At 46.0% G+C, this 15,829-nt stretch carries 18 protein-coding genes; 1 reads left to right on the top strand and 17 read right to left on the bottom strand.

Annotated elements, in window-relative coordinates; translation table 11 throughout:
* Position 1: 1 nt before the first annotated feature.
* From JBO43_RS02135 to JBO43_RS02145, 3 genes are read right to left on the bottom strand one after another with little or no spacing between them, the layout of a single operon-like run.
* A complete protein-coding gene (locus tag JBO43_RS02135; protein WP_202673633.1) occupies positions 2-1,390 on the bottom strand; it encodes a DUF4055 domain-containing protein in 1,389 nt (462 codons plus the stop codon).
* A 1-nt stretch (position 1,391) separates the two neighbouring features.
* Positions 1,392-2,699 carry a terminase large subunit domain-containing protein gene (locus JBO43_RS02140; protein ID WP_202673944.1) on the bottom strand — a complete coding sequence of 436 codons (1,308 nt, stop codon included), beginning with the start codon at positions 2,697-2,699 and terminating at the stop codon, positions 1,392-1,394.
* Positions 2,677-3,666 carry a terminase small subunit gene (locus tag JBO43_RS02145; RefSeq protein WP_202673634.1) on the bottom strand — a complete coding sequence of 330 codons (990 nt, stop codon included), beginning with the start codon at positions 3,664-3,666 and terminating at the stop codon, positions 2,677-2,679. Before JBO43_RS02145 ends, JBO43_RS02140 begins: the two co-directional genes overlap by 23 nt.
* A gap of 364 nt (positions 3,667-4,030) precedes the next feature.
* Between JBO43_RS02145 and JBO43_RS02150 the strand changes: the two genes are divergently transcribed.
* Entirely contained in the window at positions 4,031-4,936 is a 906-nt protein-coding gene (locus JBO43_RS02150; RefSeq protein WP_202673635.1) for an LPO_1073/Vpar_1526 family protein, read from the top strand.
* A gap of 446 nt (positions 4,937-5,382) precedes the next feature.
* On the opposite strand, the gene JBO43_RS02155 is transcribed toward JBO43_RS02150, so the two are convergent.
* From JBO43_RS02155 to JBO43_RS02215, 14 genes are all read right to left on the bottom strand, one after another.
* Positions 5,383-5,595: a hypothetical protein gene (locus JBO43_RS02155; RefSeq protein WP_202673636.1), complete on the bottom strand. Its 213-nt coding sequence runs from the start codon at positions 5,593-5,595 to the stop codon at positions 5,383-5,385.
* Positions 5,596-5,692: 97 nt separating this feature from the next.
* The gene (locus JBO43_RS23155; protein WP_202673637.1) at positions 5,693-6,154 is read right to left on the bottom strand and encodes a lysis protein; all 462 of its coding nucleotides are present in this window, start codon (positions 6,152-6,154) and stop codon (positions 5,693-5,695) included.
* A complete protein-coding gene (locus JBO43_RS02165; protein ID WP_202673945.1) occupies positions 6,151-6,687 on the bottom strand; it encodes a lysozyme in 537 nt (178 codons plus the stop codon). Before JBO43_RS02165 ends, JBO43_RS23155 begins: the two co-directional genes overlap by 4 nt.
* Complete coding sequence (locus JBO43_RS02170) at positions 6,687-6,989, bottom strand: hypothetical protein (RefSeq protein ID WP_202673638.1); 303 nt, start codon at positions 6,987-6,989, stop codon at positions 6,687-6,689. The genes JBO43_RS02165 and JBO43_RS02170 overlap by 1 nt, the downstream gene beginning before the upstream one ends.
* 138 nt (positions 6,990-7,127) lie before the next feature.
* Entirely contained in the window at positions 7,128-8,180 is a 1,053-nt protein-coding gene (locus JBO43_RS02175) for a DNA-methyltransferase (protein WP_202673639.1), read from the bottom strand.
* Between the two features lie 148 nt (positions 8,181-8,328).
* Positions 8,329-8,520: a DprA-like winged helix domain-containing protein gene (locus JBO43_RS02180; RefSeq protein WP_202673640.1), complete on the bottom strand. Its 192-nt coding sequence runs from the start codon at positions 8,518-8,520 to the stop codon at positions 8,329-8,331.
* Positions 8,521-8,727: 207 nt separating this feature from the next.
* Positions 8,728-9,561, bottom strand: a complete 834-nt coding sequence (locus tag JBO43_RS02185) for an antitermination protein (protein ID WP_202673641.1) — start codon at positions 9,559-9,561, stop codon at positions 8,728-8,730.
* The gene (locus JBO43_RS02190; protein ID WP_202673642.1) at positions 9,558-9,698 is read right to left on the bottom strand and encodes a YlcG family protein; all 141 of its coding nucleotides are present in this window, start codon (positions 9,696-9,698) and stop codon (positions 9,558-9,560) included. The genes JBO43_RS02185 and JBO43_RS02190 overlap by 4 nt, the downstream gene beginning before the upstream one ends.
* Positions 9,695-10,057 carry a crossover junction endodeoxyribonuclease RusA gene (gene rusA / locus JBO43_RS02195; RefSeq protein ID WP_202673643.1) on the bottom strand — a complete coding sequence of 121 codons (363 nt, stop codon included), beginning with the start codon at positions 10,055-10,057 and terminating at the stop codon, positions 9,695-9,697. The genes JBO43_RS02190 and rusA overlap by 4 nt, the downstream gene beginning before the upstream one ends.
* Positions 10,058-10,059: 2 nt before the next feature.
* Positions 10,060-10,266: a hypothetical protein gene (locus JBO43_RS22900; RefSeq protein WP_237729910.1), complete on the bottom strand. Its 207-nt coding sequence runs from the start codon at positions 10,264-10,266 to the stop codon at positions 10,060-10,062.
* Positions 10,266-10,868 (bottom strand): DUF1367 family protein, encoded by a 603-nt coding sequence (locus JBO43_RS02200; RefSeq protein WP_202673644.1) that lies wholly within the window; start codon positions 10,866-10,868, stop codon positions 10,266-10,268. The genes JBO43_RS22900 and JBO43_RS02200 overlap by 1 nt, the downstream gene beginning before the upstream one ends.
* Positions 10,869-11,437: 569 nt before the next feature.
* Entirely contained in the window at positions 11,438-11,776 is a 339-nt protein-coding gene (locus JBO43_RS02205) for a hypothetical protein (protein WP_202673963.1), read from the bottom strand.
* A 1-nt stretch (position 11,777) separates the two neighbouring features.
* On the bottom strand, positions 11,778-12,140 hold the full coding sequence (locus JBO43_RS02210) for a DUF6864 domain-containing function (protein WP_202673645.1): 363 nt from the start codon (positions 12,138-12,140) through the stop codon (positions 11,778-11,780).
* 734 nt (positions 12,141-12,874) lie between these two features.
* Positions 12,875-15,571 carry an HNH endonuclease gene (locus JBO43_RS02215; RefSeq protein ID WP_202673646.1) on the bottom strand — a complete coding sequence of 899 codons (2,697 nt, stop codon included), beginning with the start codon at positions 15,569-15,571 and terminating at the stop codon, positions 12,875-12,877.
* Between the last annotated feature and the right edge of the window lie 258 nt (positions 15,572-15,829).

The following is a 15,829-nucleotide window of genomic DNA, read 5'->3' on the forward strand; positions in this document are numbered from 1 at the left end:
ATCAGCCTCCAGTCAACGTGGGCGCCTGGTTGCGAAGCGCATCGATGACATCGTCGGGGTTGTCTGCCGGGTTGATCAGATCGAGTTTCTGTAGTGCCCGAATCATATCGGTATCGCGCAGCGCGCCAGACTGCCAGGCGTTCACGATCGCCGTGACCATACCGGACTCGGCCACCTTCGCGATGAATTCCTGATTGATGGTGTAGGCAGGAGACTCGTCATTGAGCCCGAGGTATTTCGCACACCAGCCCAGCGCCAGTGTATAAGCCTCAGAAACGTTTGATACGCAGATACCGAGCACCGATGTGGATGAAGTTTGCTCCCCGCTTACCTGCGTCGCGGTCTTAGCCGTGGCGTTCTGCTCAATTAGTCGCGCGCCCAGCTGCACCATGTAGTCGCGTTTGCTGTCCATGGCTTCCTTCGCCAGCATGTTCGGCTGCGCCTGCGCATAGCCAAAAGAGCCCTCCTTTGGAAGCAGCAGCGGAGAACGAGAGCCGATTTTGACGCCCTTCTTCTCCAGGTGATCGCGCCACCCGGTATCGAGGCCGGTCATGTATGGCTGAACCTGACCGCAGAACCACACGCTGTCTTCATAGTCCGCACTGTTGCGGTAATGACCGTGGTTAATCTCCACCAGCGCGGCCAGTGGGGAATCATCGATTGTCGAATCGTTATTCTGCGCACCGACAAAGGTGAATGGGATTTCATCCCAGTAATCCAGTCCTTTGGGTTTGGGGCGGTACTCGCTGTCGATGGCATAAGTCCCGCTGGCGGTACCGCCGCTACGGCGCCATACCCGGCAAATAAACATCCCGTCCTCTAGCGCCAGTTCGCGGTACTGGATTTCGTCTTTGTAGGCGTAGCCATCTGGCTGCTCGACACACTCACGGAGCACCACCAGCACCAGCTGATCGCGCCCGTTGATGCGCTTCGTTCGCCAGTTGATGATGTTTTCTGCCGGATAACGAAGGATAATCGCCTCGTTGGTGGCCTCAGCGTAATCGACGTAAATGCCGTCGCGCGCAACCTCCAGCACGTTTTCAGTCACCAGCTGGGACTGCTGATAAATGCTCGTCCCGGCTCCGTCTGCATTATTCAGAAGGTACATGAGCTTTTCAGGGCCACTGAACGTCGGATCTTTCCGGTACGCCAGCCCGAGCAGGCCGATTTTCGTATTGCCTGTTATGGCATAGAAAACCGCCCGGCTAAGGTAGTCCTCGTTGCGCTTACGGTTGCGCGAGGATTTATCAGTCGGATCGAGCAACGGCAGATATTTATTGCCCGCGTCCTTAACTGCCTCAGCCCCCTTACAGAAGTCGCGGTATTTCCGCCAGGCAGCAGAAGCCGCCCGGTGTTCTGGCCGAACCCAGGTGATGTCGTCGTTTGCCATATCAGAAAGTGGTGTCCATGGTGATTGAGTAGGCTGGCTTCACGATCGGGTAATCCTTCACGATGAAGTACCCACCAGCGTCGTTGGGGTGATCGTTATCTGCTGACTTATCCGGTTCACCATTTGCCGCCCATATCTGCTGCTCGAGGCTCTCGGTGTACACCGGGCAGTTCTGGACGTTGACCAGATAACGCCGCTCACCGTTAGCATTACAGAACATGGCGTTCATCGAGTTGATACGGTCCTTCACCGGCGGGTTGGCATCATCGACAATAACGCTGAATCCCGCGTCGTTAAGCTGGGCGATATCGGTCTTGCTGGCGTTCTGCGATTTTCGGGAGTCGCCCGAGGCGTCCGGATAGATATAAATCTCCCGGCTTTTAACGTAGCGGCCATCTTCATAGCGCCAGAATTCTTCCTGGATGCGTTTGATCATGGCTGGTGTGTCGTAGACCTTCACCAGCTCACGAACGGCGCGCGGCAGACTGTTGCGTTTCACGTGAACAATCGCAGCCATTTTCCCCACGTTGAAGTCCATGCCGATAAACAGCGGATCGTTGTCCTGAATCTCGTCAGTGCAATTATTTTGCTTACGGTTGAAGGTGTGATAAATCGTCCCGCTGTTCAGGTTAGTGAACTTGCCGCGCAGATAGGCCTGGATCAGTTCATCCGGGTATGAGCTGAGCAACGACGGAATGTAATCATCTGGCAGGTTTTTGGCATTATCGAATGTGCTGGCCTGAATCAGCCCGTAAAGTGCCACCAGCTCCGGCTTATCCCGCACCGCCATAACGAACTGCTGATAGACGAACTTGAAGCCTTCCGGTGTAGTCGTGACGTCAATACCGTTTCGCAGACCAGGGACGTTGTAACGCATACGAGCGATGATTTTTCGCCACGCCTGCTGCGCTTTTGCCGCCGGCATAACGTCCAGTTCGTCGACCATCGCATTACCGATTTTGAAGCCAACAATCGAGCCGGGCTTTTCCATCGATCTGCAGATCGTTGTTCCGCGATAGCGCCGCCCTTCGTAGAAATGGACCTCCTTGTTTCCCTCATTGATTTTGACGGTCAGGCCCCAGTCGTGGGCCACTTCCTCAACGGTGGGATAAAAGATGTCGCGGATCTGCGGGTACGTCGGCGCAAAGTAGCCCTGATTAATCTTCGGGTACTCCCACATCCCCTTACAGATGCCGCCGCAGCCCACCCAAGTCTTACCAGAACCGAAACCGGCGACGTAGGCTTTGAATTTGTGCTGCATCGCGAGGAAGCGTGCCTGCGGAATGTTAAGTGTCGGGCTGATCCCCATCATCTGCCCTCGCATCCACTACGTTAATATTAATTTGCACTGGGGTTGGCTCGTCGTCGTCACCATCACCGGCCAGCTCTTTGCGGAGTTTCTCGATCTCCAGCAGCCGGCGGTCGATTTCAATCTGTTGCAGTCGCTGCGCAAACTCACTATCTGCCAGGCCAAGCCGCTTCATCACCGCTTCGAACATGCGCTCACGGCTGATAGCAGTGATTTCGACGCCATTCTTGCCAACCTTCACGCCGGAGTAAGCAAGCCTTGAAACTGCAGGGAGTTTGCGCGTATCGGGGAAATAAGGCTGGCCAATGCCGTCGCCATTGCAGCGTGGGCATTCAGGGTTGGGCTCTTTGTTGTGGTCGTAGCCATAACCACCTGTGTCTTCGGGCAGTCGCGCTCCTTCTCTTCCTTCAACCTTCGCCGTCTCTTCATCGAACTCAACAGCGTCGCGCCACTGATAGTGGTGACCAAAGCCCCAGCAGTAACGGCAAGCGCCGCGGCGGTATTGTGAAAGCTGATTGGCATCGAAAGTGGCGAGTTGCCACATCTGTGCGAGAACTTCATCGGCATCGGCAAGCGTGCGCGCAATGGATGCTTTCTGCTGCTGCGCAATGGACTGCGCAACGTTAGGATTCGTTATAAGCTGACGGCCATAGTTCGGGTCACTGTATCCAGCTCGCTCTGCGGCTGCCGTAGCGTTCTGGTCCTTAAGATACTCAGCAATGAAGCGCGTTATCTTCGGGCTCAGTTTGCTCCCTACCAACTTCTCTGCGCATTTTTCTGTTTGCGCACTGCGCACTTTCTTCTGTACAGGTTTTTGCGCACTTTGCGCAGCTTGCTTTTTAATATATCGGCGTGCGCTAGCGTAGTTCAGTCCCTGCGCTTCACACCATTCTTTCGGTGATACGCCGGTTGCAGCATGATCGGACAGGAACCGTTGCTGAAGCTCGCCCCAGTCCGGTTTTGCCATAAATCCCCTAGTTTTTATCTTTTAATTAATGGATATTAGTAAGATGAATCAATGATATGCTCAGGGCAAAGCATATCCTGCGTTGCTTTTAGTGCCATTTAACCTACAGAGGAATATAACGCGTGAGAAAGATAATCTGTCTAATTGCGTTCACTGCAACATGCGGATTCGGGTATCAGGCATACCAGCATCATGGACTGGCTTCTCTACTGGCTTTCTTAGTCAGCTTCGGAGCTTTTCTAACTGCTGTAGCCAACTTAATAAGTGAGAAGAAGAAGTCATCCTCTATCAGCCAGGTGATTGGGAATAACTCTTCAGGAATACAAGTCGGTGGAAACTTAACCATTAATGAAAAGGACAAAAAATGAGCCTTTTCGATAATAAGTCGGGACAACATGTCGGAGATGGTTCTACCGCAATCCAGGTAACGGGTGATGCTGTAATTGGCAATACAACTACAGAAGTAGTAACGATTTGTGAGCTAGTAATTCGCGCACAAATGGCATCTCTTAAAGAGGATGCTTATAAACTTGTAAATCAAAGAGCAACAGAATTCGGTAACCAGATTGCCTCTAAACTATCGCATGATCTTGATGATAAGTTAAAAGAGAAATTATCCGATCCAGACATCCAGTATTCAATAAATCAAGCCGTAATTCAAGTTGCAAGAAAAGGATTTAATGAAAAATCCGAATTATTGAAAGAGTTATTAATCTCTAAAATCCAAAGTGATGAAGAAGATGAAAGTCTAATCATTGATCACGCCCTTGAAGTGACCACAAAGCTCACTACAAATGATATAAAGTTTTTATCTCTAATATATTATTTCAGATCGACCGGTAAATTTAAAAATGATATAAACACTACGACTTTGGCAGAAACCAACACAACACATTCTACGTTGCCAGACCTAACTATCGAGAGGAATCATTCGTATCATAAAAACTGGTATTCTAACTATGATGTAGACTATATAAAATTTTTGGGCGATCTAACAAGCCTCAAAAAAATAAACACTGAGATTTTAGTTCTAAAGGATGTGACCTCTATTGGCAATACATATATAATTTCGTATGAAGAATTACTTGGAAAACGAATAGGGTTAAATAAAATAGATAGTGACGATAGTTTTTATATACAATTCCCAGCAATCAAAAACATTTTAGATACTTTCGGAATTAAAGACTTAGCCACCTTTAATGGCATCGTATTAAATCCCATCGGGTCATTGATTGCCGAGAACTTTCTCAAAGCACGAGGTTTTTTATAACAACTGGCATTCAAGTCTGATAGTTATGAATTAAGAAAGGGTATTTCTTGGTGAAATACTCTTCTCCACTGCAATTAGTGCAAACATGTTTGAATTTGATCACCCCGCCATCATATTGAATTAGACTCGATTTAACGTCATCAAAATTAACCATATTCCCATCATTACACTTCTCACACTGATACTCAATTAAAAAATAAATCAGCCTTACTTCTTTAGCCTGAAGTTCCATAATCTCTCAACCCCACGTTCTAACCCAAGGAAACTGGAAATCATCTTATTCATTAATGTTAATGAAGATAATACATAAATGCTAAAAATTAGTTTTGGCAAAGTAAAATATCATCTCCTTAACTGTTAGAACGTTTCCTTCATCTTGGTTAAACTACAAAAAACCAAGAATTAAAAACCGCCCGTGGGCGGTTTATGAGCATTTTTTTCGCAAGTCAATCAATCGGATATGCATCTTCATAATGATCATCACATACTGGATGATCTTGAACATAGCTCGTTGCAGGCTTATCACAAAATTCACATTCCGTACCAACAGGTGGATTGAACTCATCACATCTTGTGCAATAACCCTCTGATGGATACTTTTCACCGCAATCGTCACAAGTGACAAGATCTTCATTCTCATCTTCATCAAAGTCTGACATAGGAAGCCCTTTTGACTGTTATTGACCACTTCAGTGTGGTCATAATATTTTAACCACAACATGCTAATGCTATCCACAAGTAAGTTTTAATATACATTTAATCCAAACACTGCTCATTAATGTAGTCATGCAGGTATCCAATCTGCTTCGTCACTGTGACGATTCGCTCTCTGAGAGTGAAATAATCCCGTTGAGCGGAGTCTGTAAGTCGGGGGCTGGAAGCATCGCCCATGCCGCCGGTGCCGGCCGTTCCGTTCGCAGGACATTTTGCGTTGAGTTGCAGCCGACGCTTGCCAGAAGCAACATCGCGTTCAAGCTGATCGATAGTAGCTTTGGCATCAGCCAGTTCTCCTGTGTACTTAGCATCCAGCTCAGCAACATTACGCTGGCGAGTCTGCATGTCTTTGATGGTGGCGTTCGCCAGGGTGAGCTGTTCAGTAGCCTTATCGCGTTGGCCTTTGTATGTGATAGCGTTGTAGCGATAGTGGTTTATCGCCCATGCCATGGTTGCCAGCAGACAGATAGTGACAGCGAAGACAGTTGCTGTTAAACGGCTCACTGATCAATCCCCCAGCACGCCAGCACACTTTCCTGATCACGCCGTTCAACCTGGCCAAAGCAACCGTTCTTTTGGCCTTTCGTCAGCCGACAATCCCGCCCACCGTCTTTAATCCACCAGCGAATAGCCTCACAAGCCCCCTTCCGATCGCCAGCGTTGATTCGCTTATAGAACGTAGAGGGGAAGCATTTACCGGGACCAATGTTGTAAGGACAGAATGAAGCGATCCCCGCTTTCTGGGGTTCAGTCAGCGGTACATTGATATTGCGTTCAACCCAGGCAAGGGCTTTATCACGCTCAATAGCATTCACCTGATCGCATTTCGGCTGCGTCAACTTCATGCCCTTCTCAACACGCTTTCCATTTACCAGCGTGGCGCCGCGGCAAATTGTCCAGATCCCGGAACCATCTTGATAGGCCGTCGTGCTGTTACCCTCTTTCTCATTCAAGAACTGATCGAGGATGACAGATGCCGGTGCGCCAGCGAGAATCAGTCCCAGAACGGCAGCACTCAGCTTTGCTCTGTTTCCCATCATTCGCTTTCCTTCTGTAATGCTTCAACTACTACTCTTGCAGCTGCTGGTCGTTCATGGAGTGGTTTGTCGTTAACACCTTTCAGGTAGTCATTGACCATCTCTGTGCGCTTCTCATCTTCCCGGCGCTTCCTGTGTGCATCTACTCGTCCGTTGATATAGGACGCGAGTGAGATAAGCAGACCAGCAGCGCCAAAGAACATGAAGACCAGATCCTGTGTCGTGAATCCAATAGCAGAAGCCAGAGCTGCGACCCACGCGAAGAACTGCGTGAATATGTTCCCTGAATCATTCATTTTCATGGTCTCTCACCTCGCTAGACGGCGGGTGTTGTGTGGTGGGGAGAATCAGGCGCACGGGCTGAGTTAAAAAGAACGTCGGGGAGTTTTCCCATGGCCTGATGTTGGTTGGCCACCACACCGTTGGGTAGTGATAACCTTTTAGTTTTCCGCCCGCTCTCTTACCTCATTCACTGTCTGGTTAAACCGTTCTGGTTCAAGTTCGACTCCAATGGCGTGGCGCCCTAAATCCATAGCTTCTTTTATCGTCGACCCCGATCCCATAAAGAAATCGGCAACGACCTGCCCCGGCCGACTGCTGGCATTGATGATTTGCCGCAGCATGTCCGCAGGTTTTTCGCAGGGGTGCTTTCCGGGATAGAACTGAACAGGCTTGTGGGTCCAGACATCGGTATAAGGTACGGAAACAGAAACGGAGAAATGCCGGCGAAGCGATTTATACTCCTCCAGCAATTCAGAATATTGTCGATTCAAACACTGCCACTCTTCCACCAGCTGGTGATGGGCAGTTTGGAGCTCGTTGCGCTGATACTTCTCTTTTGCGATTCTCTCAAACAACATCTGCAGCTTGCTGTAATCTTCTTCGTTCGGCAGCTGCCACTGGCTGGCACCGAACCAGTGAGAAACCATATTCTTCTTGCCAGTGGCATCAGCGATCTCTTTCGACGTTACGCCCAATGCTTCACGAGCATCACGGAAATAAGAAATCAGCGGACTCAGAACATGCTGTTTAAGTTCTCTGGATTTTTCGTCGTAGCCGCAGTCCTTTGGCTTGTACGGCCCCTGGTAGTGCTCCGCGAAGAGAATTCTCTCAGTGGACGGAAAATAGGCGCGCAGACTTTCTTTGTTGCAGCCATTCCATCTGCCTGATGGTTTCGCCCAGATGATGTGGTTGAGCACTTTAAACCGCTCACGCATCATGATCTCGATGTCTGATGCCAGACGATGACCTGAAAACAGGTAAAGGCTGCCGTTGGGCTTTAATACCCGCCAGAACTGCGCCAGGCACATATCCAGCCAACGAAGATAATCCTCGTCCCCATTCCACTGGTTGTCCCAGCCGTTCGGCTTTACCTTGAAATAAGGCGGATCGGTAACAATCAGGTCGATGCAATCATCAGGGAGGGATGCAATGTACTGGAGGCTGTCAGCGTTGACTAACTCAGCACTGTTTATTTTTACAGTATTTTTCATAGATCAGTAAGCGGGTCTCTGGTAGGCTCACTGTGCTTTAGCGCTAAAGCAATGGGCCTTGGTTCGCTTGTGACCTTCTACATGAGCGAATGGCTGGCCGGGTGCTACAACACCCTCCAGCCGCCCATTCCCACAAAAAAAGCCCCCATCACTGGAGGCGCTTGTAACATCCGAACTGGTAGTAGGATAACCCTGCCATCACCATTTGCGTCAGTATTAACTGGCAACGTGCTGGGCTCAGATGTGTTTTGTCTGCAATTTCACCAGCGGTCGCTGGTGTGGTGCTAAGTTCGTTATAAACAGCCTTTGCTTCTTCGGTCATATCCTGCTGATTTTGCATGTCTTTTCACCTTATTCAGTAACGTGACATACAGATAACTCTGGTTGCCAAAGCCAGCAAGAACTCTTTGCGAAGACATAAAAAAACCCCGCGGAGTTAACCGCAGGGCTTATAACGAATGCACTTATCCATCGTTAGAGACAAATTAACACAGTTTCGGGAAAAGTAAATAGCTCACGATAAAATAGAGAGCTATTTATTGATGCCCTACTTTGTTATCTGTTTGAGTTGAGCCTCAGCCCACGCTTCTTCTATATCAAATTTGGTGATCAGTTGATCGTAGAATGGCTTAACCGACTTCTTCCAGGTATCTAGCGTGATGGCATCAGTTATATGGCAAACAGCTGCATACGCTTCAGTCGAAGGGATTCGCTCATAGCCGCGCCCACTGCAGCGCTTGCAATTAGCCAGAACCGGAATGCCCTGCTGTTCAGTAAGAGCCTGATTAATGGCTTTCCCGCGTCCATGACAATCTCTACAGGCACATCTAACAACCTTCTTCCCCTTACACTGAGGGCAGAGAACGCGTGCAACCTCCCTAACCTGCCTCCGTACCTCATACTCAGAAGGATGAATATCCTCTCCGCCCATGTGCAAAGACATCTTCACGAACTTCTTCTCTTTTGCCGGAGTGTGAGACTTCATGCTGAAAACCTCAGCGTCAATAAACCCTTCCCCATTGCAGCCATCACACTGCTTCACGCTGGCAGCGCTGCGGCAATAGTCTTCGAACGCGAAGATGGCCAACTGGTGCATCACTAGTGGTTTGATCTTTGTATCGAGCTTCCGTAATGCCGCGACCCGATCGCATTTGGTCAGTGCATACTGGGCCAGCAGCTCGATCGCCCTCTCCCGATCGTTGTTGCTGATGCCCATCTTGCCCAGGAAGGCACTGTAGCCCAATGCGGCCCGTTCCTGGGTCATACCCATGGCAGCCATGATATCCGTACCTGTTAACGAGTCCGAGGCAGTTGCGCGCGGTGAGTCGCCAATCAGCGTAGATTTTGCGAAGTGATACTTCACAGTGTTTTCGAGATTCATACTGCAGCTCCTGCCATCTGGTATATGCGAATAAAGTTACGAAGGATGCGGTAGTCCACCAGCACCGAACCGGGGCGCCGATAAACGCGGAGACGCTGCCAACGTATGCGGAATATTTCGACCAGCTCTGGACTCATGGGGCCTCCAGTTCTGTAATAGTCAGTTCGAGACGGCCGCCTTTCACGATCGGCATTTTCACAACGCGATAATCGACCACCTGGCAGTCATCAAGCCAGAATCCAGCCCTGGTGAGCGCGTCAAATGCGGCCTTTTGCAGATTATCCAAATCGCGGCGCCGGCGGTCAGGCATGTGGCATTCAATACGCATTTTGAGCGGTGCGGCCGTGCGGATATTCAGCAGACTTTTGCGAACAATAATGGCCACGGCGTTCCGGTAGGCGACGCCTTCGGTGCTTATATGCGTACGCCCTCGGTTGTGTCGGTAATAGCGATTGTTGCTCGGCGGCCAGGGCAAAGTGATTTGATATGTCTTCACGTTCACCCCCACATCCGGTTTCGCCACCGACGATCGGCGCGCGGTGGATTTTTGCTTTCCTGCAACCGGACGCTGACAGTCCAGGTGATGTAATCAGGGTTGAGGCTGCGTTCGACGCGCACTCCGCGGCGCTGGTATTGAGCCAGCAGTTCATTTGCTTGCTCTGTACTGCACTGGGTATGATGGAACCACGTAAATTTCATCCCCATCACCCCGCGAAGCCAAGCAGCTGCGCGGCGACATTCTCGGCTTCGTCCCGGTTGCGGAATGAACGAGACAGAATCCAGCGCCAGAGAACGTCCAGCGCAGCCTTGTAAAGCTGCTGGAATTCGAGTTCGTCCATGTTGGCGAAAGAAATACTGCGGGGATGTTTGCGGAGTGTGCCGTCAGGCAGTTGAATGGCGTCGAAGTGCCCTGCCTCAACGATCACCCAGGACCGGTAAGCATCGAATGATTTGCAAAGACTGATACCATTCGTGACGCGGCGATTGGCGACCTGTTCCAGATATTGCTCTGCAGCATCGATCAGAGCGCTTTTATTCCCGGCGTAGGATGCCAGGAATTTTGCGTAGCCGGTGATCAGCCTGCGTTCGTTAGACGAGATCGCTCCGCCGGTTGGTTCCCAGTATTCAAAGCCAAGGTTGAGGAGCGCGAAGAAGCGCCGGTGAAATGCCGGGTTGCGAACCCGCGTGAACTCAGCAACCAATACGACGCCGAGCTTAATTTTTGATTGCAGGATATCACTGGTCTCGGGGGTAGCCGGGATCAGTATTCCTGTGTGGTGCTTGATGAGTTGTAATTCGTGCGCCATGGTTCTCTCCGTGGCGCATCAGGTAACGAATGTTCAGTCCGTTAAGTGATCATACCAGAGAGAGACGTTATAGGGTAGCCAAGGCGGCGAAGAAACAGAGTTCTAAATGAGAGATTTAATACACTCTCGTCATCCAGAAGAGGTCTGCAAGAAACCAAGCCATTTCTAGTGATAGACAAGGCATCTGCATTCGATGGCCATTGAACCGATAGGTTTGCCGTTTGCTTGCCTAATAACATTAGGCCAGTATGGCTATACTAGATTATCTTTCATACAAGCGCCTTCTCTATCATCACCTAAATCTAACTAACCACCAGGGCTGAATCCCCTTTATTAAGCCACATATTAAATGGATAAAAAGTACTTAGGAATTTGATAATGTTTGCCCTTGGTATCAACCTTAAACAGAATAAAACTAAGCCACTGATTTTAATTCCCTTTTCACTCCGAGGCGAGAAAAACTGTTTTAAACAGATTGGTTGGTATGGAAGGCGGCGACTAGCTTGGTGAGTGGAAATTTTCAGCAAGCTAATGGACACAGAGCAGATTCGGACTTCAACATTTACATGCTAGTTCTTACTGACGTCCTCTCGCTTACCAAACATATATCCAAGAGAAAGTGTCAAAAGTGGACAAAACGTAGACCAAGTTTCTTTTATTATATATAAACAACCAGCCCCATTATTATTATATAAATCATAACTGCAAAGCACTAATATAATCGCGCTATACATATATAGAGTATAAGTGATGATTTTCCACACAATACTATTTTTGGCGTTTTCACCCTCTCCAATTGTGTTAGCAATTGAACCTGACGAAACATTACCTTTTGAAGTATTGCTAAATTGACCTTCAGGCTTATCAAACTCATGCGCTTCAGACTGTGAACTGAAAGAGGAAGTCATATTAGTCCCTTACAATATTGAAAGTGATAATCCTATTGTTTTCATTCACACTTTGAACCCAAACATTAATATAATACTGAAGACCATCAACATTATAAAAATCAAACGGCTCAAAAAAACCCTCTCCTAATGAATTATTAAAATTGATAAAGCTTAGAGTGTAAGACTGTCCGTCATCCGATGGATTCCCTTCATATCTAGATGTTTTGTTCTTACTATCATTTTTAAATCGAATATAGAAAAACTTATCATCAATCATTTTGAAGTTTATAGATGAACTAATATTAGGTACCAATATCGTTTGAGTTAACACAATGATTTTGTTATTTATGGTTATCTCTTTAACAACGTTCTCTTTAGACATGACAATTCCTCGCTAGTACGAATTCCATTATAAAAGCCACTTGAAATGATTACAACTTTTTTGAAATGAAGCAAGCAGCATCTGTTCTTCCCCAGGCATTCCTCAAGAAATTTGCTTTATTCAGAGGTTAATTTTAAAGCGGCAGATACAGTTCCTCGCGATACGCGCTCTATACGTGACTGCAGAACATCTCGTGTCAATTTCCTCATCAAAGCTTTAGAGAATGGTAGGAAGCATCATCTGGCGAACAACGGGCAAGCCACTTTTAGGCGGTTTTACGGCTGATATTGAAGCGTCGGCCCCTCCAGCAACCGAAAGGTTGCCTTCGAGGCAAGTCGCGACAAACTGCAAACGTTGTATGGTAATAGTCTCAGTCAAGGGCACGTTAAACCTCCATAAGCTGTTTACCATGCCGCTCTAACCTGTTACCCATGTGCCCGGTTTAAAGTACACCTATGTTACCGGTTCATACATCGGCCCCCTAGGCTCGATAGAGTTAGCGGTGCTGGAACATGCTCATGTCGATATCAACTATGCGGCAAGCGATCCTAACTACAAGGTACTTTATCAACCAGAATATTCTTGCAAGAACATGGCATTGAAGATGGTGATGCATTGGAGCCTTGGAGCTTATTGAAGTCTAAGATTCTCAGGGCTGCAGCATAAGCCATGTTCCAATAGTGATCGCTATTTAATGCTTGTTGTTTTATTTATTCACACGCATGCATGGATTTCTAATCATCCTGCGATGTAAAGTAGAACCAATGATATTCTAGAGCTTCTTTAGAAATTCCGACCTTATCCTCCAGCATGACGCCATTTAGTTCCTGATAGTATCTATCGCAAACAGTCTCATTTACGTGAATTTTTAAAGTCGCTGGATCAATTGATATTAGATAACTATCAAAGAGACGATGAATGTCGGTGCGTAATAACAACCCATTTTTAAGATGATTATCCTTATCACCTTTGTAAGGATAAATATGCGCTGCATCAAGCACTGCCAGAGTTTTACAACCAGTCAATGCACATTGCCCCCAAGCATTTAATAGCGCACTTCTGAAATCGCGCTGGCCTGTACGTAATGTAATGTTTTTATTTATAATTTTACGTTCATCAGAGTCCCTTAACTCAAACTCCCCCACTTCAAAATCATCATATTTCCTGGGCGCAACAATTACTTTATTAGGTGATTTTTCCACTTTAACGCGTTGATAAATTGATTTTGTTTGTACGGGATTTAAATATTCCTCTTCGAACGTTGGAAGTTCAAGGTCTTGAATCATACTTACAGACAGGAAATTTTTGTAACTCAATGGTTTAAAATCCAACCCGCGTTCATAACGAATTTTTGAAAGCACAGTAGCAGCTTCTTCCACATATTTAAAGCAATTTTCCCTCTCCCCCCATAATTTAGATAAATCATCTGCATTCAAATTATTATATCTTGATAGAATCTCACTTAAACTTTTAAAATGAACGGTAACCTCAGAGCTTACATTTGGTTTATCTTGAAAGCTACAAAGGGATTGAGGAGAGCAGTCTACATCTACATCTACATCTACATCTACATCTACATCTACATCTACATCTACATCTACATCTACATCTACATCTACATCTACATCTACATCTACATCTACATCTACATCTACATCTACATCTACATCTACAGAAGAAAATTTAAAGTTAACGTAGTCAAAATGGTTTTTACCACTCCAATCATTTAGCGATAAATAGCAACCATCATTGATATCTTCGTCTATTAACATTAATTTTTTATGGAGAATAAATAAAATTACCGCAGCTTCAAGATAATTCACATATTGAGAAAGATACTTATTTTTAAGCATATCTACGTCATATTTACAGTATTCATCACTTACCTTTTTTATTATAGATAATTCCTCCTCACACAAAATCACAGGTCTGTCATTTGATATATTACGAATCAGGAATGATATTAGTTTTTTTTGATTGTTCTTAGCATTTTCAGAGCGCGGTGGCTCAAGATATACACCTTCCACTCTGTCCAATGCCTTAAGGCAACTACCAGCAAGCTTAGCCATCGCATCTTTTCTTGTTTGGATCTTCGAATCTTCATAAAGAACAAAGTTGTCCCCATTGCGGATATGGGCTATTTCCAGCTGATATATATCATTATTTTTTACAAGTTTGTATACAAACCCGTACTTTTGCATTCTATGCAGAGCCAATGTAGGTATGACATCATCATTAGCTCTCTCATTTAAATCATAGTTTTTTATTCTTTTGTGCAACCAACTAATTGCCGGTGTTGAAATAATAATATCACTATATGAAATATTGTTTTTTTTACTTACTGAATTTAGAAGAGACACTCCAAACAAAGCCTGAATACAATCCACACAATAGGATATGCTTGCATAGTCTTGATGTCCTTTATATGGAAGAGAATCTAATGAAATAAACCCTGACTTATAAAATCTCATGAAGTTCTTTTCAGATAAAACTTGAGTTCCTAAAAGACTTCTATCGATAACATCTTGATCATTTCTTGTTAATTCGAGAATATTAATCGAAGCGAGAAGTGAAATATAATACGACCCTAAAGTTGCGAGCTCTCGATGTGAATTTATAGATATATCTTTCCCCTTTTTCCGAGGAGGAATAAAGGCTTGAATTGAGTTGAAGTTGATTGGAAAACCAAAACCCTCATTTAATTCATTATTGACATAACGTTCTCTAACATTCGGTTTTTGTACTCCGTCCCATGCCGATTTAATACCACCAAATTTGCTTTCATGTTTTTTAGGAGATTTCAATTTTAAGTGATTGCAAACTATACTTGCTACTTCACTCTCTGCTTTCTTTTTAGTCCCTCCAACTCCTATAAAGAACTGCCCATTAGAAAGCGTTATTTTAGATTCAAATTCTGGCGCATGTTCTGCCCCCCGAGCCAAGGAGGTTTCGTATATTGGTAAAGGTTGTCGATTTCGTTGAAAATGTTCTTGCAGAAGAGTTTTGGGTGGTTTGCCAAAAAAAGATTCAGAAATTGAAATGCGTTCAATGAAAAAATTTAGATGTGATACAAAATCAAAATCAAACACCACTCCAAGATAGTAATGAAACATCTGAACTATCATAGCCTCTGAATTTATCTCTTCCGCTCTTACTCCGTGGCCGAAATTTGCTTGACGATAAACTGTCGTCAAAGGAAAGTTTTCAACAACAATCTCTCTTAGGTTTTTTTTCAGGCTGGTAGTTGTAATGCTCAAATTTCTATCACCAACATTACCCACGCTCAAAGAACGACAAGCGCAGATTAAATCCTCGATCATTTTACCAACAGACACTGTAGCGCCAAATATTTCCGAGTTGCATTTGACAGATGAGCGATGGCTTATTTCAATATAATTTCCATTTATATAATCTATGAATGATATGTTCATATCCACCTCGTGCATTTTTCGACAAGGGTAACATTGTACGCGATCGAAATGCTTCGTTCAAAGCAGTCTCCCTAATTTAGCGCTGTATCAGCATAATCAATATTATCCTGCAGCTTCGCAAAAAATCGGATGGTTTGCGCGTGCACATACGTCAACAAGCCATGCCGGTACTGCGTTGCCGCACGTGCCACATGCTTATCCATCGCGTACTTTATCCTGCGATAGTTCTGGTCAATGATTTACAAGTCTTTAACTCCC

It is taken from the genome of Lelliottia jeotgali (assembly GCF_016771845.1).
GTDB classification, from domain to species: domain Bacteria; phylum Pseudomonadota; class Gammaproteobacteria; order Enterobacterales; family Enterobacteriaceae; genus Enterobacter; species Enterobacter jeotgali.